Origin of the sequence: Jannaschia aquimarina (assembly GCF_000877395.1) — a bacterium.
GTDB lineage: Bacteria > Pseudomonadota > Alphaproteobacteria > Rhodobacterales > Rhodobacteraceae > Jannaschia > Jannaschia aquimarina.
On record NZ_JYFE01000025.1, the window covers coordinates 1 to 21294 of the forward strand.

Genomic DNA, 21294 nt, shown 5'->3' on the forward strand with positions numbered 1-21294 from the left:
GCTCGATGCCCCGTCCGATCCGGCCGCTACTCGTCCACCACCTGGAACAGCGACGGCACGGCGGGGCACGGGGTGAGTTCGTTCTTCACCACGTCCGACAGGCGCGTCTGATGCAGGAAGACGTAGACATGCGCCGAAAGCGATTCCCACAGCCGGTTGGTCATCGATTGCGCCCGGCTGCCCGACAGCCCGCCACTCGCCGCGGCCCCCTTGTGCATGGCGCTCACCGTTTCGTCGACGGCGCCCAGGACGTCCGAGACCCGCACCTGCTCGGCCGGGCGCGCCAGGCGGTAGCCCCCGCCCGGTCCGCGCACCGACTCCACCAATCCGGCCCGGCGCAGCTTGACGAAGAGCTGCTCCAGATAGGGCAGGCTGATGTCCTGCCGCTTCGACAACTCGCCCAGCGACGTCAGCTCCCCATCGGGCCGCATCGCCAGATCGGCAAGCGCCACCATCGCGTAGCGTCCTTTCGTACTCAGCTTCATGCGCCCCCTCCATCCGTTGACCAACCGGTCCCGCTCGCATACCTCTCCGCGGACGCGCGCAAAAGGGACCGCACATGCCTGAAGTGATCTTCCCCGGACCCGAAGGACGGCTCGAGGGACGCTACCACCCGCAGAAGATCAAGGACGCGCCGATCGCGATCATCCTGCATCCGCATCCGCAATTCGGCGGCACGATGAATAACCGCGTGGTCTACAACCTACATTATGCGTTCATGGATCTGGGCTTCACCGTCCTGCGGTTCAACTTCCGCGGCGTGGGCCGCAGCCAGGGCGAGTACGATCAGGGCGTCGGAGAATTGTCGGATGCCGCCTCGGCCCTCGACTACCTCCAGAGCATGAACCCGAACACCAAGCATTGCTGGGTCGCGGGCTTCTCGTTCGGCGCGTGGATCGGCATGCAGCTCCTGATGCGCCGGCCGGAAATCACGGGCTTCATCTCGGTCTCGCCGCCGGCGGACCGCTACGATTTCAGCTTCCTCGCCCCCTGCCCCAGCAGCGGCCTGATCATCAACGGCCTCGGCGACCGCGTTGCGCCCCCCGCCGATACGCGCGCGCTCGTGGCCAAGCTGCACGAGCAAAAGGGCATCACGATCACCCACGAGGAGGTCGAGGGCGCGGGCCACTTCTTCGAGGACCCGCATATGGATCCCATGATCGAAAGCGTGAAATCCTACGTCTCCCGCCGGCTGACGGAAACGACCCGCTAAGATGATGCCCCGCGCGCGGCGCGATCTTCGGGCGGGGCGATCCGATCGGATATGACCGTCTTTCTCCACATCGGCCTGCACAAGACCGGCTCGACCGGGCTTCAGAGATTCTTTGCGCGCGAGGAAGCCGCGCTCGCGGCCGCCGGCATCCGCTTTCCGAAGGCAGGCCGTGCGAAGGTGCGGGAGCAGATCATCCACAGCAACCTGGGCTGGGAATATCTCGGCCACGATTCCTTCGACCCCGCCCTCGGCACGTTGAAGGACATGGAAGCGGAGATTGCCGCCGATCCCGGTGCCGACTGGATCCTGTCCAATGAAGGCTTTTCCCGGATAAAGGACACGGCCGAGTTTCTCTCGCAGCGCAGCATCGGTCCAGTCGAGATCGTCGCTTTCAGCCGCGAGCGGGCTTCTCTGGCCCCCTCGCTCTACACCGAGCAACTCAAGATGCGTCTCGCCAAGACGTTCTGCGAGTGGATCGCGGACGCCGCCGAGACGGGGCCGCGCCGCCTCGTCGGCATCGACCTTCTGGATCAGGACGTCCTTGTGAACTGCTGGCGCGAGACCGGCGTCCCCGTTCACGAGATCCCGCTGGCGGATCTGGCCGGGGCGGACGTGACGAAGGCCTTCTTCGCCGCCATAGGTCGCTCACCTCCAGGGGTGACGCTGTCGGCGCCGATGGCGAATGTCCGGATCTCCACCGCCGAAGCAGCCGCCATGTGTGGGTTGAACGCGGGCCTCCGCCTTCTCGACGAAAGACCGGACGTGGCGAACTACAAGACGCTTTCCAGCAAGCTCAGGACCGCAATCCGCCGCGACGACGCCCTTCCGTCAGAGCCATTCGTGCTGACGGCCAGCGAACGGTCCGCCCTCGGGGTTCCGTCCGCCGGGGCGCCCGACGAGAGGGATGCGACCCTGTCGGAGCCGTTACACGCCCACGTGCTGAAGGCCATTGCGGCGTCCCCCTTCGATCCGGATCCCTCCCGGCTTTCGACTCGGGTCGAACGCCGGATCGCTGCCTTCCTCGGTGGCAAGTGAACGGGATCAGCCCTTCGGCTGCGTCAATTCCGCCCGCTGGCTAAACAGCGTTGCGGCGACGTCCTCCAGCGTCTCGGTGCTCCAGGCAGGCTCGGGATACGTCCGGTGCGTCATAGCCTCGTAGCCTCCAAAAAGGTCCGCCTGTCCACTCACCTCTCGCAGCCACGCGACGTCGTCGGCAGCGTCCGCCGCGACCTCCCGATCGAAATCAGGCCCCAGATGAAAGGGCGTCCCCCTGATGCCGCGCAGAAGGACGTTCGCATCCCCGCGCGAGCGGTTCGGGCCGATCCCTCCATCGACAAGGTACGGATGACGCGCATTCAGGGCGTCCAGCAAGAGCGCCGCTTCGAGACAGAGCGAGGCGTTCTGTCGCTTCTGTTCCGGAATCTCCGGAAGGGTCACCTCTGTTCCGAGGATCGCCTCCAACATGGATCCGGGCAGTCCGCCGCGATGCCGGCAGGCGGTTTCGAACGCGACGATCTTCAAGGAGTCCCGCCCGAAGGTCTCGATCCACGGCTCGATACGCTGCCGGAAGGCAGGCCCCGGACGACGGTATTTCAACTCGCCAAGGCGCGCGCCCGATTTCAGCCGCTGTTGCACGATGCTTCGCGCGAACGAGATGGGGTCACGGACATAGCAGAGGATCCGAATATCACCGACGCCCAGATCATCGGTCAGCGCCCGGATCCTCTTGACGTCTTCGAGGCTGAAACTCGACGCCGCCTCCCCCGAGATCAGGTAATGCGGTGTCTTGCACCGGGCTATTTCCGAAGCCAGCCGCTGGCGGGCGCTCTCGCCGAGGCGCGGCAGATCGGCGGCGTCGATCCCCGCATTCACGACGACGGGATAACCCATCGGATCGCTCTGGAAGGCTACGAGCAGCCGGACGGAGTGGTTCATCCGCTCGAAGCCATAGGTCACGCCATGCTCAGCCAGGCGATCCCGGTTGCCATGCATTGCGGCCTGAATCGTCGTGGTGCCCGTCTTGGCGAGCCCGATATGAATGTTCAAACGCGGCGGCATCGCATCTCCGTCTCAGGTCAGCGGCAAGGATCGGGCATCCTTGTCCGCTAACAGATGTTCTGCCGCGGGTCAGCCACGTGCTGCCCGCGTTGCTTCGGCGCCATGGCCCGGTCCGCGCGTCGCATCCCCCGCCTTTCCCCCGCCCGGCGTGTCGGCTAACCACCCGACGAGATCAGCCGAAGGACCCGCCATGTCTCGTCTCGCCGAAAAGCTCGCCGACGAAATCGCCGCGATGACCATCGAGCATATCGACAAGACCGGGGACGAGGACATCGTCCAGATGCTCGCCACGACCATGGGCGACAGTTCGCAGACCCTTCAGGAGGCGTTCATCACCTCGATCCGGGTCCAACGCGCCGCGATCCGCGCCAAGAAGGACCTCGCCGCCCGCGCCCGCAAGCTGGCCGAAGCGCCGCCCGATGCAGGCTGACGCCCTGGACCGGACGATGGCCTTCGCGATGGAGGCCGACAGGCTCAAGTCGGTCGAGCGCGCCAACGTTCTGACCGACAATTCCCGGCCCGAGAACGCGGCCGAGCATTCCTGGCACCTCGCCCTCGCGGCGATGACGATGGCGACCCACGGCGAGGGCGCCGATATCGACCGGGCCATCGCGATGGCGCTTGTCCACGACCTGGTCGAGATCGACGCAGGCGACCATCCCGTCCACCTGCCCGCCGACGGTCAGGCCGACGCCGAACGCCGCGCCGCCGACCGCCTCTTTGCGATGCATCCGGGCGGACCCGCTCTGCGTGCGCTCTGGGACGAGTTCGAGGACGCCGCCACCCCGACCGCCCGTTATCTCAAGAGGCTCGATCATCTGCTGCCCGCGCTCCAGGTGCTCTGGAACCCCGCGCCGCCCGCCGACCATCTCCGGATCGCTGGCCACACCCTGACCGAGGGCCGCGCGGCACCCCTGCAAAGGGAGTGGCCCGAGGCCCATGCCCACGCTCTTTCACTTCTCGCAGGGGAAAGCCCGGCTGCCGGCCCGCTTGCCGACCGCATGACCTTCCTCGCCGAGGCGGACCGGCTCAAGACCGTGACTCGCGCCACCCGTCTTACCGACGGCAGCCGCTTCGAGAATAGCGCAGAGCATTCTTGGCATCTCGCGCTCATGGCCCTGACGCTGTCGCCGTGGTCCGGCGACGCTGACGATGCCGAAGCGATCCGCATGCTGGTCCTTCATGACGTGATCGAGATCGACGCCGGCGATCTGCCCGTCTTTGCCGCCGGCTGGGGCGGCGCCGACAAGGCTGCCGAGGAACGCGCCGCCGCCGATCGCCTCTTCGGTTACCTGCCCGACGATCAGGGCACGGCCTTCCGCACACTCTGGGATGCCTTCGAAGCGGACGAGACACCCACCGCCCGGTGGGCCAAGGCGCTCGACCGGTTCCAGCCGCCGAACCTCAATCTCGCCAATGGAGGCGGCTCCTGGGTGGATTACGACGTCTCCGAAGATCAGGTGCGCGCCCGCGTCGGCACCCGCATCGCGCGGGGCGCCCCCGACTTGTGGGACTGGCTCTCTCCCCGCATCGCAGCCCATTTCGCGGCAGGCTAGTGCCGCTCATACGACCGAATCCGGCGCCGCCCTACCCCATCCGGGCCGCGACCTCGGCGACGCGCTTGCCCAGCGCATGGGCATTCGCCAGATCGCCGTTCGTCGGCGCCTCCTCCGGGCTCGCATTCTGCCCGGCCTGCGCGGCGGCGCCCAGATAGAAGCCAAGGCGATTGTTGCCGTCCTTGTCGGTGTCGGGATGCGTCGGCTCGGTCGGCATCAGGCCGGGTCCGACCCAGATCATGCCGTGCTGCATCGCCAGCTCGCACAGGCGCTGCAATGTCACCTGCTTGGAACCGTGAAACGACGACGAGCAGGTGAAGCCCGCGCCGATCTTGCCGTGCCAGGCCTGCGTGAACCACTTCTTCGACGTCTTGTCGACGAAGCTCTCGAACGGGCCCGAGACGCTGCCCATGTAGGTCGGCGAGCCGAAGATGATCGCGTCGGCGGCATCCAGCGGCGCCCAGTCGTCGCCTTCGGGATCGCCCAGCGCATCGGCCTCCAGCACATCCACCTCAGCGCCGCCCGCGCGCGCGCCCTCGGCGACGGCCAGCGCCTGCTTCTTGGTGTGTCCGTAGCCGGAATGATAGACGATCGCGATCTTGGCCATGGTGCTCTCCAGATGAATACGGCGACAAACGCCCAAGGCCGACAAAGGTTCGGTATGCGACGGCATACCACTGGCCCCCGGCGCTCCGATGGGCTAAGGGCAGCCCCGAAACCAGACCGCCCGGAGGGACCATGTCCAAGATCAAGGTAGAGAACCCCGTCGTCGAACTCGACGGCGACGAGATGACCCGCATCATCTGGCAGTTCATCAAAGACAAGCTGATCCTGCCCTATCTGGACATCGACCTGCTCTATTACGACCTCGGCATCGAAAGCCGGGACGAGACCAACGACCAGATCACCATCGACGCCGCCGAGAAGATCAAGGAAGTCGGCGTCGGCGTGAAATGCGCCACCATCACCCCCGATGAAGCGCGGGTGGAGGAGTTCGGCCTCAAGAAGATGTGGCGCTCCCCAAACGGGACGATCCGCAACATCCTCGGCGGCGTCGTCTTCCGCGAGCCGATCATCTGCTCCAACGTGCCGCGCCTGGTGCCGGGCTGGACCAAGCCGATCATCATCGGCCGCCACGCGTTCGGCGACCAGTATCGCGCCACCGACATGAAGTTCCCCGGACCCGGCAAGCTGTCGATGAAGTTCGAGGGTGCCGACGGCACCGTGATCGAGGAAGAGGTCTTCGACGCCCCCGCCAGCGGCATCTACATGGGGATGTACAACCTCGACCAGTCGATCATCGACTTCGCGCGGGCCTCGTTCAATTACGGCCTCAAGCGCGGCTACCCCGTCTATCTGTCGACCAAGAACACCATCCTCAAGCAGTACGATGGCCAGTTCATGATCCTCTTCCAGAAGGTCTTCGACGAGGAGTTCAAGGACCAGTTCGAAAAGGCCGGCCTGACTTACGAGCATCGCCTGATCGACGACATGGTGGCCGCCGCGATGAAGTGGTCGGGCGGCTATGTCTGGGCCTGCAAGAACTACGACGGCGACGTGCAGTCCGACACCGTGGCGCAGGGCTTCGGCTCTCTGGGCCTGATGACCTCGCAGCTGATGACGCCCGACGGCAAGATCGTCGAGGCCGAGGCGGCCCACGGAACGGTCACCCGCCATTACCGCCAGCATCAGGCCGGCAAGGAGACGTCGACCAACTCCATCGCGTCGATCTTCGCCTGGACCGGCGGCCTCAAGCACCGCGCCAAGCTGGACGGCAACGACCAGCTCAAGACCTTCGCCGAGACGCTGGAGAAGGTCATCGTCGACACCGTCGAGTCGGGTCACATGACCAAGGACCTCGCGCTGCTGGTCGGCCCCGATCAGAAATGGCTGACGACGATGGGCTTCCTCGAAAAAATCGACGAGAACCTTCAGGCCGCTCTCTGAGCCGAACCTGAGAGGGGGGCCGCACGGGCCCCCTTCGCATTTTCGATGGCAGATCCTGCCAAGGCGCCCCGCACGTCTCGACGACTCGGTCCGGCCACCCTTCCGTTACGGTCGGATGTCAGGGCCTACCGAAGACGGTAGCGCCCCGCCACACATCCGGGGACAGGCTCTCGTTGCCCGGACTTCAATCCATCCCGGCAATCCGTCGCGCCGCGGGGTTTTTGGGCACGCCGTCCCAATTGTAGAAGTCCATGTCGTAGCCGCGCATATGGGCGATGAAGCGCGCCGCGTTGATCTCGTCCGCGGTTCCTTCCACGATCCGGCCGCCCGCCGTGATGCGGCTGCGCATCTCTCGCGCCAGATAGTCGGCGATCTTCTGAGACCCCGTGTGATTGCCGACATAGCCAATCTCCTGCTCGAACCAGGCTCCGGCGATGTATGCCGCACCCTCTTCATGGAAGATCGCTGTTTGCCGCCCCCAGATATCGTGCATCGCATGCACGCCCTCATGGACCGCACGGCGCTTCTGCGGAATGGTCGTCAGATCCATGTCGTCGTGGAAGATCATGGCGTTGAATCGATCCTCGCTCACATACATCGCGAGGACATCGTCAGGTTCGCTTCCGGGGTTGCGAATGGCGATCGCCTCGGAATTGATGACGACGGCGATCTCGCCCAGGGCAAGGCGGAGCGCGACCTGCCGAAATCCTTCGGGCGTGACACGCACGTGCTCCAACTCGAAGGCGATCCGCTGGACAGCCCTGCTTTCGTAGAGCCTGATAAGCTCCTCGACCAGGTCACGCGGTGCGGGCCGGGCGTCCGAAAGGTCAAATCGTTCCTTGAACGCGTCGGGAAAGGTGGCGACTGGAACTTGTGTCGTGGCCGGCATGAGAATGGCTCCAGATGAAATCAAATATGGTTCGGGACCTTACCGCGCGCGGATGTGCGATTCCAGAGGGCAGGCCCCGCTCCGATAGGCTGCCATTCGGACCGGGGGGATCCCGCAAATGGATCGGATCGTCCGGCGGGCGCTGCTCCGGCCTTCGGCTCGTCTTCTGCGTGAACGGCATCAAGCCGCCCGCGAGAGACGGATGCCCCTACCAGCCGTTGTACTCGTAGACCCCGGGCGTGCGGTACCGGGGCTGGTTCAGCACGTAACCCACGACAGCCTTGACCTCCGAGTCGGTCGCCGAGACCGGAACGGTGCCGTCCAACGCCCGCTTGCGCATCGCGTCCACCGCTTCAAGGAGAGGGCGGTCCGCTTCCGGCGCATCGCTGTTGCTGAGGTCCACGACACCCCGTTCCAACATGTACCACACGGTCGCGACATAAGCTGCGCCCTCGTCCATCTGTATCGAGACCGCGGCGGCTTTCCGGTCGGAAATCGCGTGCACTGCTTCGTGCACCACGAACGCACTCATCCCGATCGAGGTCAGACTGTCGCCTCCAAGCTGGAGGGCCGACGAGAAGACGAATGCGTTCAAATCCTGATCGTAGGCGGCTGTCCCGTCGATCGCGCCCAGAAACCCGGGGTCGATTTCGACAGCGAGGTCCCCGGACCGGACGGCGGTCGCAACCGCTGCAAAGTCGTGGGACAAGACCGAGACGGGGCCGAAGACGAAGCTGATACGCGAGACTTCTGTAGAAGAAAGCAGCGATGCGATAGCAGTCTTCATCGAGGCCGGTGCATCCCGGCGAGAGTTCTGTGATTTGGAAGGAGGCACTCGGAAATCTCCAGGAAATGTAGAATTCAGCGTTAAATCGCATCCAAGGCGTAATGCCGGAGAACGCACCGGGCAAGCACCGTCCATCGACGGGGATGCCCGAGCGGTCTCCACGCCGCACGACAGACCCTCCGCTTTCGGACCAACCATGCCGACTTCCACCACCGCACGCCCCCCGTCACCGCCGCGCCCGGAGCCGGCTCCCACTGCGCATACACCCCTCGAAGACGCCTTCGCGCTCCTGATCGGGACGTCGCTCTGCGCGCTCGGGGTGCTGCTGCTTCAGGCGGCGGGGCTCGTCACCGGGCAGACGGCGGGGCTGGGCGTGCTACTTTCCTACCTCACGCCCTACGGGTTCCCTGTCTGGTTCTTCGTTCTGAACCTGCCCTTCTATGCGCTCGGCTGGATCCAGCTCGGGCCACGGTTCGTCGTCAAGACAGCGATCGCAGTGACGCTGGTCTCGGTCTTCGTGCGCCTGCTGCCGGATGTGGTCACGATTCAGGCCTCGCCCTGGGTTGCGGCGCCGATCTCCGGCGCGCTGATCGGCATGGGGCTGCTCGCCGTCTTCCGCCATGGCGCATCGCTCGGTGGGGTCGGCATCCTTGCCCTGTGGCTCCAGGAACAGTCCGGCATCCGTGCGGGCTGGGTCCAGCTCGGCTTCGACCTCGGGCTCTTCGCCGCAGCGCTCCTCGCCCTGCCGTTCCAGCTCGTGACGGCCTCGGCCATCGGCGCTGTCATCGTCAATCTGATCGTCGCGGTGAACCACAGGGGCGACCGGTATATCGGCCGCTGAAAGAGGACCGCTCCGTCCCGTACCCCGTTCCCCTTGGCGGCCGCCGGGATGCTTTGTCTGCCACTTGTGCAGACGGGGGGTGCACAGGGGGTGCACAGGGGGTGCACACCGATTTCGACGATTTCGGACCTTGCCGGGCACCTTTCTTGCGACTAATTCGCAAGTATCAGAACGGAGGTTCCCATGCGTTTCGCCGCCCTTTTCGCCGCCCTCCTGTCCCTCGCCGCTCCGGCGTGGGCCGAGGACCGCTTCAAGGTCGCCACAACCTTCACTGTCATCGCCGACATGGCCCGCAACGTCGCCGGAGACGCCGCCGAGGTCGTCTCGATCACTCGTCCCGGGGCCGAGATCCACGGCTACCAGCCGACGCCGGGCGACATCATCGCCACGCGGGATGCCGACCTCGTCCTGTGGAACGGGCTCAACCTCGAGCTTTGGTTCGAACAGTTCTTCCGAAACCTGAGCGATGTTCCTCAAGCCGTTGTTTCCGAAGGCATCGACCCCCTTCCGATCACCGGCGGCAGCTATGATGGCCGCCCCAACCCTCACGCCTGGATGGGACTTTCCGGCGCGCTCATCTACGTGGACAATATCGCCGCCGCCATGGCCGAGCACGATCCCGAAAACGCGGAGACCTACATGGCCAATGCCGAGGCCTACAAGGCAGACATCACTGCGACTATCGGCCCGCTCCGCGACGCGATCCTCGCCCTGCCCGAGGAGGAGCGCTGGCTCGTGACGTCGGAAGGCGCCTTCAGCTACCTCGCCCGCGACTACGGCCTGAAAGAGCTGTTCCTTTGGCCCATCAACGCCGACTCCCAGGGCACGCCGCAGCAGGTCCGCCGCGTCATCGACGAGGTAAGGGCCAACGATATCAAAGTGGTATTCAGCGAGTCCACCGTCTCACCCGATCCCGCGCGGCAGGTGGCGCGCGAAACCGGAGCGGCCTATGGCGGCGTGCTCTACGTCGACAGCCTCTCAGAAGAGGATGGCCCGGTCCCGACCTATCTGGACCTGCTGAGGGTAACCTCCGAGACGATCATGCAAGGCCTGACGGAGTGAGCGGCGAAGGCATCGACGCACGCGGCCTGACCGTCGCCTATCCGGGCGGCGTGGTCGCGCTGCGCGATGCCACCTTTCAGCTTCCGACAGGAACGATCGCCGGGCTGGTCGGCGTAAACGGTGCCGGGAAATCCACTCTTTTCAAGGCTCTGATGGGCTTCCTTCAAGTCAGGGCCGGGACCGTCACGATGCTGGGACTGGAGGTGCGAGAGGCGCTGTCACGCAACCTCGTCGCCTACGTCCCCCAGTCCGAAGAGGTGGATTGGTCCTTCCCGGTTCTCGTCCGGGACGTGGTGATGATGGGGCGTCAGGGCAGGATGGGCTTCCTGCGCCGCCCCTCCGCCGCCGACCGCGAGGCCGTGGCCGCCGCTCTCGCCCGCGTGTCGATGTCCGATTTAGCCGACCGCCAGATCGGCCAGTTGTCCGGCGGCCAGAAGAAGCGCGTGTTCCTGGCCCGCGCGCTCGCCCAGGACGGACAGGTCATCCTTCTGGACGAGCCCTTTACCGGCGTCGACGTGAAAACCGAGGACGCTATCGTCGCGCTTCTGCGGGAGATGCGGGAAGAGGGTCGTGTCATGCTCGTTTCGACCCACAATCTCGGATCGGTTCCCGAGTTCTGCGACAGGACCGTTCTGATCAAGGGCACCGTTCTCGACTACGGCCCGACCGAGGAGGTCTTCACCCCCGACAATCTGCGCCGGGCCTTCGGTGGCGTCCTGCGCCGCTACGATCTGGGCGGCGCCGACCTGCACGACGACGACGACGAACGGCGTGTCACGGTCCTGACCGACGACGAACGCCCCTTCGTGATCTACGGGGACAAGCATGACTGACCGTGGTCCGGAGCACCCCGAATGATCCTGCTGGAGCCCTTCAGCTACGACTACATGCTCAACGCGATCTGGGTTTCCGCCCTTGTCGGCGCGACCTGCGCGTTCCTGTCCGCCTTCCTCACGCTCAAGGGCTGGAGCCTGATCGGAGATGCGCTGTCCCACTCGGTGATCCCGGGCGTGGCGGGCGCCTACATGCTGGGCCTGCCCTTCGCTTTGGGGGCGTTCCTCTCGGGCGGCCTCGCGGCGGCGGCCATGCTGTTGCTCACCGAAAGATCGGGGCTGAAGACCGACACCGTGATCGGCGTGATCTTCACCGCCTTCTTCGGGCTTGGACTTTTCATGGCGTCGCTGTCGCCCGCCCCCATCGACCTGCAGAGCATCGTGCTGGGCAATATCCTGGCCATCACACCGTCCGACCGCTGGCAGGTCGTCATCATCGCGGCCGTGACCCTGGCCGTCCTGACCTTGAAGTGGCGGGATTTTCTGGCCGTGTCCTTCGACCCGGCCCATGCCCGCGCGGTCGGGCTGAACCCGCGGCTGTGGAACGCGATCCTGTTCACGCTGCTTGCAGCCTCGACGGTCGCGGCGATGCAGACGGTTGGCGCGTTTCTCGTCATAGCGCTGGTCGTGACCCCCGGCGCGACGGCCTACCTTCTGACCGACCGGTTCGGAACCATGATCGCTCTGTCGGTCGGGCTTGGGGCCGGAACCTGCGCCTTGGGTGCCTACCTGTCCTATTTCCTCGATGGCGCGACCGGAGGCGTGATCGTGATCCTCCAGACGCTGGTCTTCGGCGCGGCCTTCCTTCTGGCGCCTACCCACGGCCTGCGCGCGAGGCGCGGCTGATGGAGAGTCTGACCTTCCTCTGGCAGCTTCCCTTCCTTCGGGATGCGACTCTGACCGCACTCCTCGTCGCGGGCACGTGTGGGGCACTCTCGCCCTTCCTCGTGCTCAAGGGCTGGAGCCTCATCGGCGACGCCATCGCCCATGCCGTCCTGCCCGGCGTGGCGATCGCCTATTTCATGGGGCTGCCCCTGATCGCGGGGGCCTTCGTTGCCGGGATGGGCAGCGCGCTGCTGACGGGCTGGCTGGATGCCAACAGCCGGGTCAAGCGGGACACGCTGATGGGGGTCGTCTTTTCGGGGATGTTCGCCGTCGGCACCGTCCTGATCGTCGCCTTTCCGACCGACGTGCATCTGGACCACATCCTGTTCGGCAATCTCCTGGGGGTATCCCCGTTCGAGCTCGGCACCGCCGCGGTGGTCGCAGCCATCGTCGTCCTGGCACTCGGCGCGCGGTGGCGGGATTTCCTGACCCACGCCTTCGACGAGTCCCATGCTCGCGCCATCGGCCTGAGGACGACGTGGATCGCGAACGCCATGCTTGCGATGATCTCCGCTGCCGTCGTCGCGGCGCTCGGGGCCGTCGGCATCGTCCTCGCCATCGCATTGTTGATCACGCCGGGGGCCATCGGGTTCCTCCTTGCCCGGTCGTTTTCCGCCATGATGGGCCTTTCCGTCGGCGTTTCCCTGCTGTCGGCGGTTTCGGGCATGTGGCTCTCCGTGGCCATCGACGCGTCTCCGGCAGCGTCCATCGTGATGGTCCTGACCCTTGCTTTTCTGGGCGCATTTGCGGTTTCGCGGTGGCGGGATCGGCGCGCGCTGAGGCCTTGAGACCACACAGGACCGCCGGCCTTCGTAAACTGCCTATTCTTTCTGCACTCGCATCGTTGACTTTGCTGCAGTGCAGCTTAATCTCGGTCTCATCGAAGCAAGGGTCTCCTCCTCCCTGACCCGCGCCAAGATTGAATGCGCAGCCCCGCCCCACCTCCTCCCTGGGCGGGGCTGATGCGTTTTCAGGGTACGGTCGTCCGGTTTGTCGCCGATCCGCGAACAAACTCATCGGAATCTGCCTTATTTCGGCCATCTTTGCGCCCCGCCAACCGCATCGTCCTTTGCTACCGCTGGATCTGTATCCAGTACGGAGCAATCCGATGACTCAGGCAAAACCCCAACCGACGACACCGCCTCAGGCGCCGATCAAGCGGAAACCGAGGCCGACCGTGCGGTTCACGGATTGGGCCTCGATCTGAGCCTTCCGGCGAGGCGCATGTCCGGCTAGCCTGCCGGCATGACCGCCATTTCAACGCTGCCGGGCCTTGGACCGGCGATGGAAAGCTCGTTCATCAAGGTCGGCATTCCCGATGCCGAGACGCTTCGGGACCTCGGGACCGATGCGGCCTACGAAAGGCTGCTCCGCGACGGCCTCCGTCCGCATTTCATCCCCTACTACGTCATCGAGATGGCCCTTCAGGGCCGTGCGTGGAACGATTGCCGCGGGCAAGAAAAGGCGGACCTCCGCATCCGGTTCGACCGGATCAAGGCGCGCGTCGCCGAGGGGCGCGATATACACCGCGATGCCTTCGAGGCGATGATGGACGCGATCGGCGTGATCGAGAGATAAGGGTTCGGGCCGGCTGACCACGCGGGGTCATTTGTAACACCCCGTCGCGGCGGCCGAATGACCGCCCGTCAGACAGAGGGGTCCGCGCCGTCCAACATGGCGACCATCAACAGATCCGCCTCGGGACCGGTATCCTCCATTATCACGGCACGCGGCATCCGGCCGACCTTCACGAACCCGTGCCGCTCGTAGAAGGCGAATGCGCGTCCGTTCGCCTCCGCGACCCAGAGATCGACCTGACGGATCCCGCTCTCGCGCAAGATAGCAAGGACGCCGTCCAAGAGCCGATAGGCCGCTCCGGTTCCTTGCCATGCGGGGCGGATGTAGAATGGGCCGAGATAGGCACGGTGCGCCATGCGGGACAGCGTCTGGAACCGGATCGAGGCAAAGCCGACAAGATCGTCACCCTCGAAGACACCCCAGTGATGGCCGTCGCGCATGATGGATGGGAGTCTGTCCCGTGGCGTCGCCCGGGCCTCCCCGGGTGTCTGGAGGAACGCGGCTGGGAAGAGCGTCGCGCCCTCGACCAGCAGGCGGAACCACGCTTCCCCATCCTCGGGTTCGAGCCTGCGGACCGTCACGCGTCGTGATCCGGGGCCTTTCCGGACGGGGCGGCGTAGGGGCGCGTGACATCGCTCAAACGGATGTCGAGGCATTCCGCCTCGACCCGCACGGCCCCGTCCCCGGCGAAGGTCAGGATCAGGGCGCCCTGCCCGTCCTCCCCGGGCTCCCACTCGAGCGTCAGCAGCGAGAGGATGGTGTCCGGGTCGCCAGGCGTGATCCCCTGCCCCCCGACCCGCGTCACGTCCGAGACGACCAGAACCGACCTTACACGCTCGGCATCCCTGCGATCTTCCCACCGGAACCGGTTGAGGAGCATGGCGAACCGGCGTTCCGAGGCGATCCACCGCATCTCGGATGCCGGCAGCACGGCGTCCTGACAGAGGGCGGCGACGACCTGCAAGTCCTCGGCATCGGTCGCCCAGAGGCGCAAGGGCCGGTCGGGCGCGCCATCAGCGAAGGTCGCGTCACCCATCTTCGGCCACCCTTTCGATCCTGGCGCCGACGCCTTCCAGCTTGCGCACCAACTGCTCGTAGCCGCGATCGAGGTGGTAGACACGGCTGACGCGCGTCTCTCCTTCTGCCGCGAGTCCCGCGAGGATCAGGCTCACGCTTGCCCGCAGGTCGGTCGCCATGACCGGCGCGCCGCGCAGGCGCTCCACCCCGGTCACCTCGGCCGTCCCGCCATGAACGTCGATCCGCGCACCCATACGGATCAGTTCGGGCGCATGCATGAACCGGTTCTCGAAGATCGTCTCTTCCAGCCGGGACGTCCCCCTGGCCGTGCACATCGCAGCCATGAGCTGTGCCTGGAGGTCGGTCGGAAAGCCGGGATAGGGCTCCGTCCGGACGTCGACCGCTGTCAGGGGGCCATTGGAGCGGCGGACGGTCAGCCCACCATCCACCGCATCGATCTCGGCGCCCGCAGCCTCGATCGTCTCGCAGAAGCGGTTCATCAGGTCGCGCCTCGCACCCTTAAGCGTCACCTCGCCCCCCGCAATCAGCGGCGCCATCATGAAGGTGCCGGTCTCGATCCGGTCAGCGATCACCTCATGCGTACAGCCATGCAGCCGGTCGACGCCTTCGATCGTCAGCGTCGAGGTGCCGATCCCGTCGATCTTCGCGCCCATTTGCGTCAGGCAAAGCGCCAGATCGGCGGTATCCGGCTCCTGCGCGGCATTGCGGATGACAGTCGTGCCCTGCGCAAGCACGGCAGCCGTCAGCGCGTTCTCGGTCGCGCCAACGGACACGAAGGGGAAGTCGATCTCGGCGCCCTTCAGGCCGCCGGGGGCGGAAGCGTGGACATAGCCCTCGCGCAATTCGACCGTGGCACCTAGCGTCTCAAGCGCCTTGAGATGCAGATCCACCTTACGCGCCCCGATCGCGCAGCCGCCGGGCAAGGAAACGACCGCGTCATGTTCCCGCGCAAGTAGCGGCCCAAGCACGTTGAAGGACGCGCGCAGCTTGCGGACGATGTCGTAGTCGGCCTTGCGATTTGTGATCTCGCGCGCCGACAAGACCATGACGCGCCCATCCTGCAACAGCGCGACCTCGACGCCGAGCGTCTCCAGCAGATGGGCCAGGGTGGTGATGTCCGACAGGCGCGGGACATTGGTCAGCGTAACCGGCTCGTCGGTCAGAAGCGCCGCGCACATCAGCTTGAGGCAGGTATTCTTGGCACCCGAGATCGGGATCGTTCCCGACAGCGGCCCGCCCCCCTGCACGACGATGCTATCCATTCGGCTTCTCCTGCTCGCGGGTCTTCGCCCGCCCTTCGTGGTTGGGGGTCGATCCGCGTGCCTTGGTCTGCGCCTTGCGACGCGCCATGTTGGCCTTGAGCGCCGCTTTCAGGCGGTCCTCACGGCCCTTCGTTGGCTTTCCCATGGTCCTGCCCCCGTTGCCTGAAGCCCACATAGCTTCGGGCCGGAGGAGGGTCCAGCAAGAGGGGTTGCAGGCGCCCCCGCGACAGTCTATCCGCGCCGCCACAAGCGCTGCCGTAGCTCAGGGGTAGAGCACTCCCTTGGTAAGGGAGAGGTCGAGAGTTCAAATCTCTCCGGCAGCACCATCCCCCGCCATCATCACGGATTGTCGACAGGCTCGGATGGTGTCGAGCCGTGCTCGTGCGCTCAGGCCAGCCAGAACCGTCGCGTGAACAGGACGAAGACGGCCATCAGTTCCAGCCGCCCGGTCAGCATCGCCGCCGAGAGGATCCATTTCGCCGTATCGTTCAGCGGCGCGAAGTTTCCAGCGGGTCCGATGGTGTCACCGAGGCCCGGGCCGATATTCGCGATCGCCGTCGCCGCACCCGAGACGGATGTGGTGAAGTCCAGGCCCGTCATCGCCAGCGCCACCGCCGTGATTCCTAGCGAGACCACGAACATCACGAAGAAAGCCATGACTGAATTCAGAACATCGTCGGTCACGGGGCGGCCCTCGTAGCGGGGCCGGAAGATGCCGTGCGGCGAGTGGATGCGCCGGATCTGCGCCTTCGCGGCCGCGAAGAGGATCTGGTAGCGGAACACCTTGATCGAGCAGGAAGTCGATCCCGCGCAGCCTCCGATCAGGCCGAGGAAGAAGAACAGCGCCACGGCGAAACCGCCCCACTGCATGTAGTCCACGCTGGCATAGCCCGTGCCGGTCATGATCGAGGCGACGTTGAACAGGGCCTCTCGCAGGGCAGTCTCGACACCGTAGTTGAAATCCAGGATCAGCGTAACGACTGTGGCCGTCACGAGGGTCGCGTAGATCGCCAGGAAGACCCGCACCTGACTGTCCCGCCAGAGGGGCGCCGCATCCCCGTTCACGAGCCGGACATAGAGCACGAACGGGATCGCCGCCGACAGCATGAAGATGACCGCGATGTATTCGTGCGGACCCTTGAAGGCGCCGAAGCTGGCATCGTAATTCGCGAACCCGCCCGTCGAGACTGTCGTCATGGCGTGAACCGCAGCGTCGAACGCGTTCATTCCGGCGGCACCGTAAGCCAGGGCGCAAGCGACAGTGATGCCCACATAGATCGTCGAGATCTGAGCGCTGATCTCGGCTGCACGCGGCAGCACCTTCCCCATCGTGTCGAACGCCTCGGATCGGAAGATCTGCATCCCCCCGACGCGCAATTCGGGCAGGAACACCATCGCCATGACGATGACGCCGATGCCTCCAAACCATTGCAGAAGGCCCCGCCACAGAAGGACTCCCGCCGGCAGGTCGTCGAGACCGCTGAAGACCGTCGACCCCGTCGTCGTCAGCCCCGACATCGCTTCGAAGAAGGCATCGGTCGCGCTGGCATTCGTCGCGCCCAGCATGAAAGGGATCGCGGCGAAGATCGGCAGGGCCACCCAGACCGTGACCGTCAGCAGAAACGTCTGCTGCAGGCTGAGACGATCCCGCACTGCATTCGAGCATGACAAGGCAAGCGACATGCCCGCGAGCCAGGTCATCGCGGCCGACTCGAAGAATACGAACCACTCGCCGTTCCCCTCGATCAGGTCGGCGGCCATCGGCAGCAGCATCGAGGTCGCCAGGATCAGCAGCAGCAGGCCGATCACGTAGCCGACAGGGCGGGCGTCGATCATCGACCGTCGCCCGGCCGCAGAAGCGCGCCGTGTATCATGGGAGTTCCGCGACGCGGGCGGCGAAGTCCTCGCCCCGCCGCTCGAAGCTGTCGTATTGGTCGAAACTGGCCGCGGCCGGGGCAAGCAGAACGGTCTCGCCGGCCTGCGCATCCTCTGCGGCGCGGGCGACGGCGGTGGCCATGTCGGTGCAGATCTCGGTCTCGACCCCCGGCCCCAGCGCGACCGCGAAGCCCGCCGCCTCGCGCCCGATCACGTAGGCCCGGACGACGTTGCCCAGATGCGGGCGCAACCCGTCCAGACCGCCTTCCTTCATCAAGCCCCCCGCGATCCAGCGGATGCGCGGGAAGGCTGCAAGCGCTTTTGCGGCCGCATCGACATTCGTCGCTTTCGAGTCGTTGACGAAGACGACGCCGTCCCGCTCGGCGATGCGCTGCGACCGATGGGGCAGGCCGGGATAATCGTTCAGCGCGGCCTCGATGTCCCGCGGGGCCAGCCCGAGGGCGCGGGCCGCCGCCCAGGCGCAGGCGGCGTTCTGGTGGTTGTGCGCGCCCGGCAATCCCGCGACCGTGCGAAGGTCCACCGAAGCGATCTGACGCGCCTTGCGGTGTTCGGCCAGCCAGCCCTTGCGGTGGCTGACCTGCCACCCGGCCCCGGAGGGCTTTGCCGTCGTCACGCGGATCACGCGATCGTCGCCGGGCGCCTCGGCCAACTGATTGGCCAGGAAGGCGCCTTCCACCTCGTCGGTCCCGATCACCGCACGATCCGGTCCGCCCTCGGAGAACAGGCGCCGCTTGGCGGCGAAATAGCCGCCCATCCCGCCATGCCGGTCCAGGTGGTCGGGCGTGAGGTTGGTAAAAACGGCAATGTCCGGCGTAAGGCTCCGCGCGAGTTCGGTCTGGTAGGACGAAAGCTCCAGCACGATCACGTCGTCCTCGCCCGGCGGATCGAGGTCCAGCACCCCGCGCCCGATATTCCCCGCCAGATGAGCCCGCTTTCCTGCGCGGATCAGGATGTGGTGCAACAGCGCAGAGGTGGTGGACTTGCCGTTCGAGCCGGTGATCGCGACGACCTTCGGCGGGATATCGTCATGCCCCAGTGACTGGAAGAAGAGCCCGATATCGTTGTCCACCGGCACGCCGGCTGCCCAGGCCGCGGCGATCGCAGTATGCGGCACGGGATAGAGATGCGGGATCCCCGGGCTCGTCACAAGCGTCACGGCATCGTCGAGCGCGCCGGGTCTGGTCAGATCGCGCAGCTCGAAGCCCTCGGCCTCGGCCGCCTCCCTGCCCCCGGCGCCGTCGTCCCAAGCCCGGACATGGGCGCCTCCGTCCCGGAGCGCGCGCGCAGCCGTCAGCCCGGACCGGCCCAGCCCCAGAACTGCGACGGTCTGCCCGTCGAAGCCGCGGACCGGAATCATTGTGCCATCTCCATGCCGAGGCGCTGAAGTTCGCTCCAGCTATCGGTTCCCGTCGGCAGCGGCCCGCCCCGCTCGGCTATCCTGTGACCTTGCCAGACCGGCACCGCGAGAATGGCGATTGCGATGCAACAGGCCAATGCCCCCAGACGCGCCGCGCGGACCCCCAAGGCCACGGGCGGCCGCGCCGTCCGCGCCCGCCAATCCAGATAACGGCGCCAGATCACCATGCGATCGGCCTGCGGTCCCGGAAGAATCCGCCCGTAGGACCGTCCTCGGATAACGTTGCAAGCCAGATCGCCGTCTCGGCCCCCTCCTCGGGCGAGCGCGTCGCACTTGCCCCGCCCATCCGGGTGCGCACCCAACCGGGGCACATCGCGTTGATCTTCACGCCGGTCGGCGCCGTACCCGCGGCGCGGACCGTCAGGGCGTTCAGCGCGGCCTTCGCCACCCCATAGGCGCCTCCGCCGCCGATCCCTTCGGCAAAGCTGCCCCATCCAGACGAGAGGTTAACCACCCGCCCATAGCCCCGCGCCTCCATGCCGGGAAGGAGCGCGCGCATCAGCAGGTAGGGCGCACGCACCATGACGCCCATGGAGGCCTCGAAATGGTCCGGATCCTCGAAAAGCCCTTCGTCCCATAGCACGCCGGCGTTGTTCACGAGCACGTCCACCTCGCCCGACCGGGCGACGGCCTCCTGTATCGAGGCTTCCGACATGAGGTCCAGCGGCTGCGAGCGGGCGCCGATCTCTCGCGCGACCTCCGCCCCCGCCTCGGCATCGCGAGAGGTCAGGATCACGTCCAGCCCCTGTTCCACCAGTCCGGCCGCGATGGCCCGGCCTATTCCCCGATTGCCGCCGGTCACGAGGACGCGTCTGGTCATGTCACCTCCGCTGGATGAACAAGTGCCTTGGAAGCATTTGCAAATCGCTTCGACGCGATTTGTCCACCCTTAGCGAACTTTCAGCGTCGCGAGACCGATGAGCGCGAGGATCAGCGCGATGATCCAGAACCGGATCACGACCTGCGGCTCGGCCCATCCCTTCTTCTCAAAATGGTGGTGGATCGGCGCCATCAGGAAGACACGGCGGCCCGTCGATTTGAAGTAAAGCACCTGAATGATCACCGACAGCGCCTCGACCACGAAGAGACCGCCGACGATGGCCCAGACCAGTTCGTGCTTGGTGACGACCGCGACCGTGCCCAAAGCGGCGCCAAGCGCCAGTGATCCGGTATCGCCCATGAAGACGGCCGCGGGCGGCGCGTTGTACCACAGGAACCCCAGCCCTCCACCGATCAGCGCGGCCGAAAAGACCAGCAGCTCCCCGGTCCCGGGGACGTAGTGGACGCCCAGATATTCCGTGAAGTCCGTCCGACCCACCGCATAGGCGATGACGCCGAGTGTCCCTGCGGCGATCATGACCGGCATGATGGCGAGGCCATCGAGCCCGTCCGTCAGGTTCACGGCATTGGCCGACCCCACGATCACAATCAGCGTGAAAGGGATGTAGAACCAGGCCAGGTTCAGCAGGAACTCGTTCACGAAAGGCAAGGCAAGACGATATTCCAGCTCGGTCGGGTGCGCCCAGACGGCGACCAGCGCCACCAGCACGCCGATCACGCATCCCAGCGCGAGGCGAACCTTCGCGGGCACGCCCTTCGTGTCCCCGGCCGAAATCTTCGCGTAATCGTCCACGAAGCCAATGGCGCCGTAGGCGATCGTGACACCGAGGACGAGCCAGACATACGGATTGTCGAGCCGCGCAAACAGCAGCGTCGCAACCGTGATCGCCCCGAGGATCAGGACGCCCCCCATCGTCGGCGTCCCCGCCTTGACGAAATGCGTCTCCGGCCCGTCGTCCCGGATCGGCTGTCCCTTGCCTTGCCGCTTGCGGAGAAGCCCGATCAGCGGGGGGCCGAACAGGAAGCCGAAGACCAGGGCTGTGAAAAAGCTGAGACCCGCGCGCACGGTGATGTAGCGGAAGAGGTTCAGGACCCCTCCGCCATCGGACAATTCGGCCAGCCAGTAGAACATCGCGAAGCCCCCTACGCGCTTGGTCGGTGGCGTTTACAGCGGTGCTCCGGCAGGTCCAAC

The 21294-nt window shown here is 65.9% G+C and carries 25 protein-coding genes and 1 tRNA gene; 12 read left to right on the plus strand and 14 right to left on the minus strand.

Annotated features, from left to right (window positions below; translation table 11 throughout):
* Window positions 1–26: 26 nt before the first annotated feature.
* Window positions 27–485, minus strand: a complete 459-nt coding sequence (locus tag jaqu_RS06445) for a Fe-S cluster assembly transcriptional regulator IscR (RefSeq protein WP_043918143.1) — start codon at window positions 483–485, stop codon at window positions 27–29.
* Window positions 486–559: 74 nt separating this feature from the next.
* On the opposite strand from jaqu_RS06445, the gene jaqu_RS06450 reads away from it, so the two are divergent.
* Both jaqu_RS06450 and jaqu_RS06455 read left to right on the plus strand, forming a co-directional pair.
* The gene (locus jaqu_RS06450; protein ID WP_043918144.1) at window positions 560–1213 is read left to right on the plus strand and encodes an alpha/beta hydrolase; all 654 of its coding nucleotides are present in this window, start codon (window positions 560–562) and stop codon (window positions 1211–1213) included.
* A gap of 51 nt (window positions 1214–1264) precedes the next feature.
* The gene (locus jaqu_RS06455) at window positions 1265–2248 is read left to right on the plus strand and encodes a hypothetical protein (protein ID WP_043918145.1); all 984 of its coding nucleotides are present in this window, start codon (window positions 1265–1267) and stop codon (window positions 2246–2248) included.
* A gap of 6 nt (window positions 2249–2254) precedes the next feature.
* Here jaqu_RS06455 and jaqu_RS06460 read toward each other — a convergent pair whose 3' ends face one another.
* Window positions 2255–3271: a sulfotransferase family protein gene (locus jaqu_RS06460; RefSeq protein WP_043918146.1), complete on the minus strand. Its 1017-nt coding sequence runs from the start codon at window positions 3269–3271 to the stop codon at window positions 2255–2257.
* Between the two features lie 190 nt (window positions 3272–3461).
* Here jaqu_RS06460 and jaqu_RS06465 point away from each other — a divergent pair, with 190 nt between their 5' ends.
* Window positions 3462–3701, plus strand: a complete 240-nt coding sequence (locus jaqu_RS06465; RefSeq protein ID WP_043918147.1) for a hypothetical protein — start codon at window positions 3462–3464, stop codon at window positions 3699–3701.
* Window positions 3691–4827, plus strand: coding sequence for an HD domain-containing protein (locus tag jaqu_RS06470; RefSeq protein ID WP_043918148.1), 1137 nt, complete (start codon window positions 3691–3693; stop codon window positions 4825–4827). Before jaqu_RS06465 ends, jaqu_RS06470 begins: the two co-directional genes overlap by 11 nt.
* 31 nt (window positions 4828–4858) lie before the next feature.
* Here the strand turns inward: jaqu_RS06470 and jaqu_RS06475 are convergent, their stop codons facing one another.
* Window positions 4859–5434 carry a flavodoxin family protein gene (locus tag jaqu_RS06475; protein ID WP_043918149.1) on the minus strand — a complete coding sequence of 192 codons (576 nt, stop codon included), beginning with the start codon at window positions 5432–5434 and terminating at the stop codon, window positions 4859–4861.
* 131 nt (window positions 5435–5565) lie between these two features.
* On the opposite strand from jaqu_RS06475, the gene jaqu_RS06480 reads away from it, so the two are divergent.
* On the plus strand, window positions 5566–6774 hold the full coding sequence (locus tag jaqu_RS06480; RefSeq protein WP_043918150.1) for an NADP-dependent isocitrate dehydrogenase: 1209 nt from the start codon (window positions 5566–5568) through the stop codon (window positions 6772–6774).
* 184 nt (window positions 6775–6958) lie between these two features.
* Here jaqu_RS06480 and jaqu_RS06485 read toward each other — a convergent pair whose 3' ends face one another.
* Window positions 6959–7663 carry a hypothetical protein gene (locus tag jaqu_RS06485; RefSeq protein WP_043918151.1) on the minus strand — a complete coding sequence of 235 codons (705 nt, stop codon included), beginning with the start codon at window positions 7661–7663 and terminating at the stop codon, window positions 6959–6961.
* A gap of 208 nt (window positions 7664–7871) precedes the next feature.
* A complete protein-coding gene (locus jaqu_RS06490; RefSeq protein ID WP_043918152.1) occupies window positions 7872–8450 on the minus strand; it encodes a hypothetical protein in 579 nt (192 codons plus the stop codon).
* Between the two features lie 196 nt (window positions 8451–8646).
* On the opposite strand from jaqu_RS06490, the gene jaqu_RS06495 reads away from it, so the two are divergent.
* From jaqu_RS06495 to jaqu_RS06520, 6 genes are all read left to right on the plus strand, one after another.
* Window positions 8647–9291, plus strand: a complete 645-nt coding sequence (locus jaqu_RS06495) for a YitT family protein (protein WP_043918153.1) — start codon at window positions 8647–8649, stop codon at window positions 9289–9291.
* Window positions 9292–9474: 183 nt separating this feature from the next.
* On the plus strand, window positions 9475–10353 hold the full coding sequence (locus tag jaqu_RS06500) for a metal ABC transporter substrate-binding protein (RefSeq protein ID WP_043918154.1): 879 nt from the start codon (window positions 9475–9477) through the stop codon (window positions 10351–10353).
* Window positions 10350–11186 carry a manganese/iron ABC transporter ATP-binding protein gene (locus jaqu_RS06505; protein WP_043918155.1) on the plus strand — a complete coding sequence of 279 codons (837 nt, stop codon included), beginning with the start codon at window positions 10350–10352 and terminating at the stop codon, window positions 11184–11186. The genes jaqu_RS06500 and jaqu_RS06505 overlap by 4 nt, the downstream gene beginning before the upstream one ends.
* Before the next feature lie 21 nt (window positions 11187–11207).
* Window positions 11208–12032: a metal ABC transporter permease gene (locus jaqu_RS06510; RefSeq protein ID WP_043918156.1), complete on the plus strand. Its 825-nt coding sequence runs from the start codon at window positions 11208–11210 to the stop codon at window positions 12030–12032.
* Window positions 12032–12859 carry a metal ABC transporter permease gene (locus jaqu_RS06515; protein WP_043918157.1) on the plus strand — a complete coding sequence of 276 codons (828 nt, stop codon included), beginning with the start codon at window positions 12032–12034 and terminating at the stop codon, window positions 12857–12859. Before jaqu_RS06510 ends, jaqu_RS06515 begins: the two co-directional genes overlap by 1 nt.
* A 457-nt stretch (window positions 12860–13316) precedes the next feature.
* Window positions 13317–13649, plus strand: coding sequence for a TfoX/Sxy family DNA transformation protein (locus jaqu_RS06520; protein WP_043918158.1), 333 nt, complete (start codon window positions 13317–13319; stop codon window positions 13647–13649).
* Between the two features lie 68 nt (window positions 13650–13717).
* Here the strand turns inward: jaqu_RS06520 and jaqu_RS06525 are convergent, their stop codons facing one another.
* The 4 genes from jaqu_RS06525 to jaqu_RS21845 are packed head-to-tail and all read right to left on the minus strand — an operon-like array spanning window position 13718 to window position 16124.
* Entirely contained in the window at window positions 13718–14230 is a 513-nt protein-coding gene (locus tag jaqu_RS06525; RefSeq protein ID WP_043918159.1) for a GNAT family N-acetyltransferase, read from the minus strand.
* Complete coding sequence (locus jaqu_RS06530; RefSeq protein ID WP_043918160.1) at window positions 14227–14685, minus strand: DUF2948 family protein; 459 nt, start codon at window positions 14683–14685, stop codon at window positions 14227–14229. Before jaqu_RS06530 ends, jaqu_RS06525 begins: the two co-directional genes overlap by 4 nt.
* Entirely contained in the window at window positions 14678–15949 is a 1272-nt protein-coding gene (gene murA, locus jaqu_RS06535; RefSeq protein WP_043918161.1) for a UDP-N-acetylglucosamine 1-carboxyvinyltransferase, read from the minus strand. The genes jaqu_RS06530 and murA overlap by 8 nt, the downstream gene beginning before the upstream one ends.
* On the minus strand, window positions 15942–16124 hold the full coding sequence (locus jaqu_RS21845) for a hypothetical protein (protein WP_392387216.1): 183 nt from the start codon (window positions 16122–16124) through the stop codon (window positions 15942–15944). Before jaqu_RS21845 ends, murA begins: the two co-directional genes overlap by 8 nt.
* A gap of 76 nt (window positions 16125–16200) precedes the next feature.
* On the opposite strand from jaqu_RS21845, the gene jaqu_RS06540 reads away from it, so the two are divergent.
* Window positions 16201–16275 (plus strand) — tRNA-Thr (locus tag jaqu_RS06540).
* A gap of 61 nt (window positions 16276–16336) precedes the next feature.
* Here the strand turns inward: jaqu_RS06540 and jaqu_RS06545 are convergent.
* The 5 genes from jaqu_RS06545 to mraY form a co-directional block, all read right to left on the minus strand.
* Window positions 16337–17785, minus strand: a complete 1449-nt coding sequence (locus jaqu_RS06545; protein ID WP_043918162.1) for a TrkH family potassium uptake protein — start codon at window positions 17783–17785, stop codon at window positions 16337–16339.
* A 34-nt stretch (window positions 17786–17819) separates the two neighbouring features.
* Complete coding sequence (murD, locus tag jaqu_RS06550; RefSeq protein WP_043918163.1) at window positions 17820–19202, minus strand: UDP-N-acetylmuramoyl-L-alanine--D-glutamate ligase; 1383 nt, start codon at window positions 19200–19202, stop codon at window positions 17820–17822.
* Window positions 19199–19429 carry a hypothetical protein gene (locus jaqu_RS06555; protein WP_043918164.1) on the minus strand — a complete coding sequence of 77 codons (231 nt, stop codon included), beginning with the start codon at window positions 19427–19429 and terminating at the stop codon, window positions 19199–19201. The genes murD and jaqu_RS06555 overlap by 4 nt, the downstream gene beginning before the upstream one ends.
* The gene (locus jaqu_RS06560; protein WP_043918165.1) at window positions 19423–20082 is read right to left on the minus strand and encodes an SDR family NAD(P)-dependent oxidoreductase; all 660 of its coding nucleotides are present in this window, start codon (window positions 20080–20082) and stop codon (window positions 19423–19425) included. Before jaqu_RS06560 ends, jaqu_RS06555 begins: the two co-directional genes overlap by 7 nt.
* A gap of 69 nt (window positions 20083–20151) precedes the next feature.
* On the minus strand, window positions 20152–21234 hold the full coding sequence (mraY, locus tag jaqu_RS06565; RefSeq protein WP_043918166.1) for a phospho-N-acetylmuramoyl-pentapeptide-transferase: 1083 nt from the start codon (window positions 21232–21234) through the stop codon (window positions 20152–20154).
* Window positions 21235–21294: the final 60 nt, after the last annotated feature.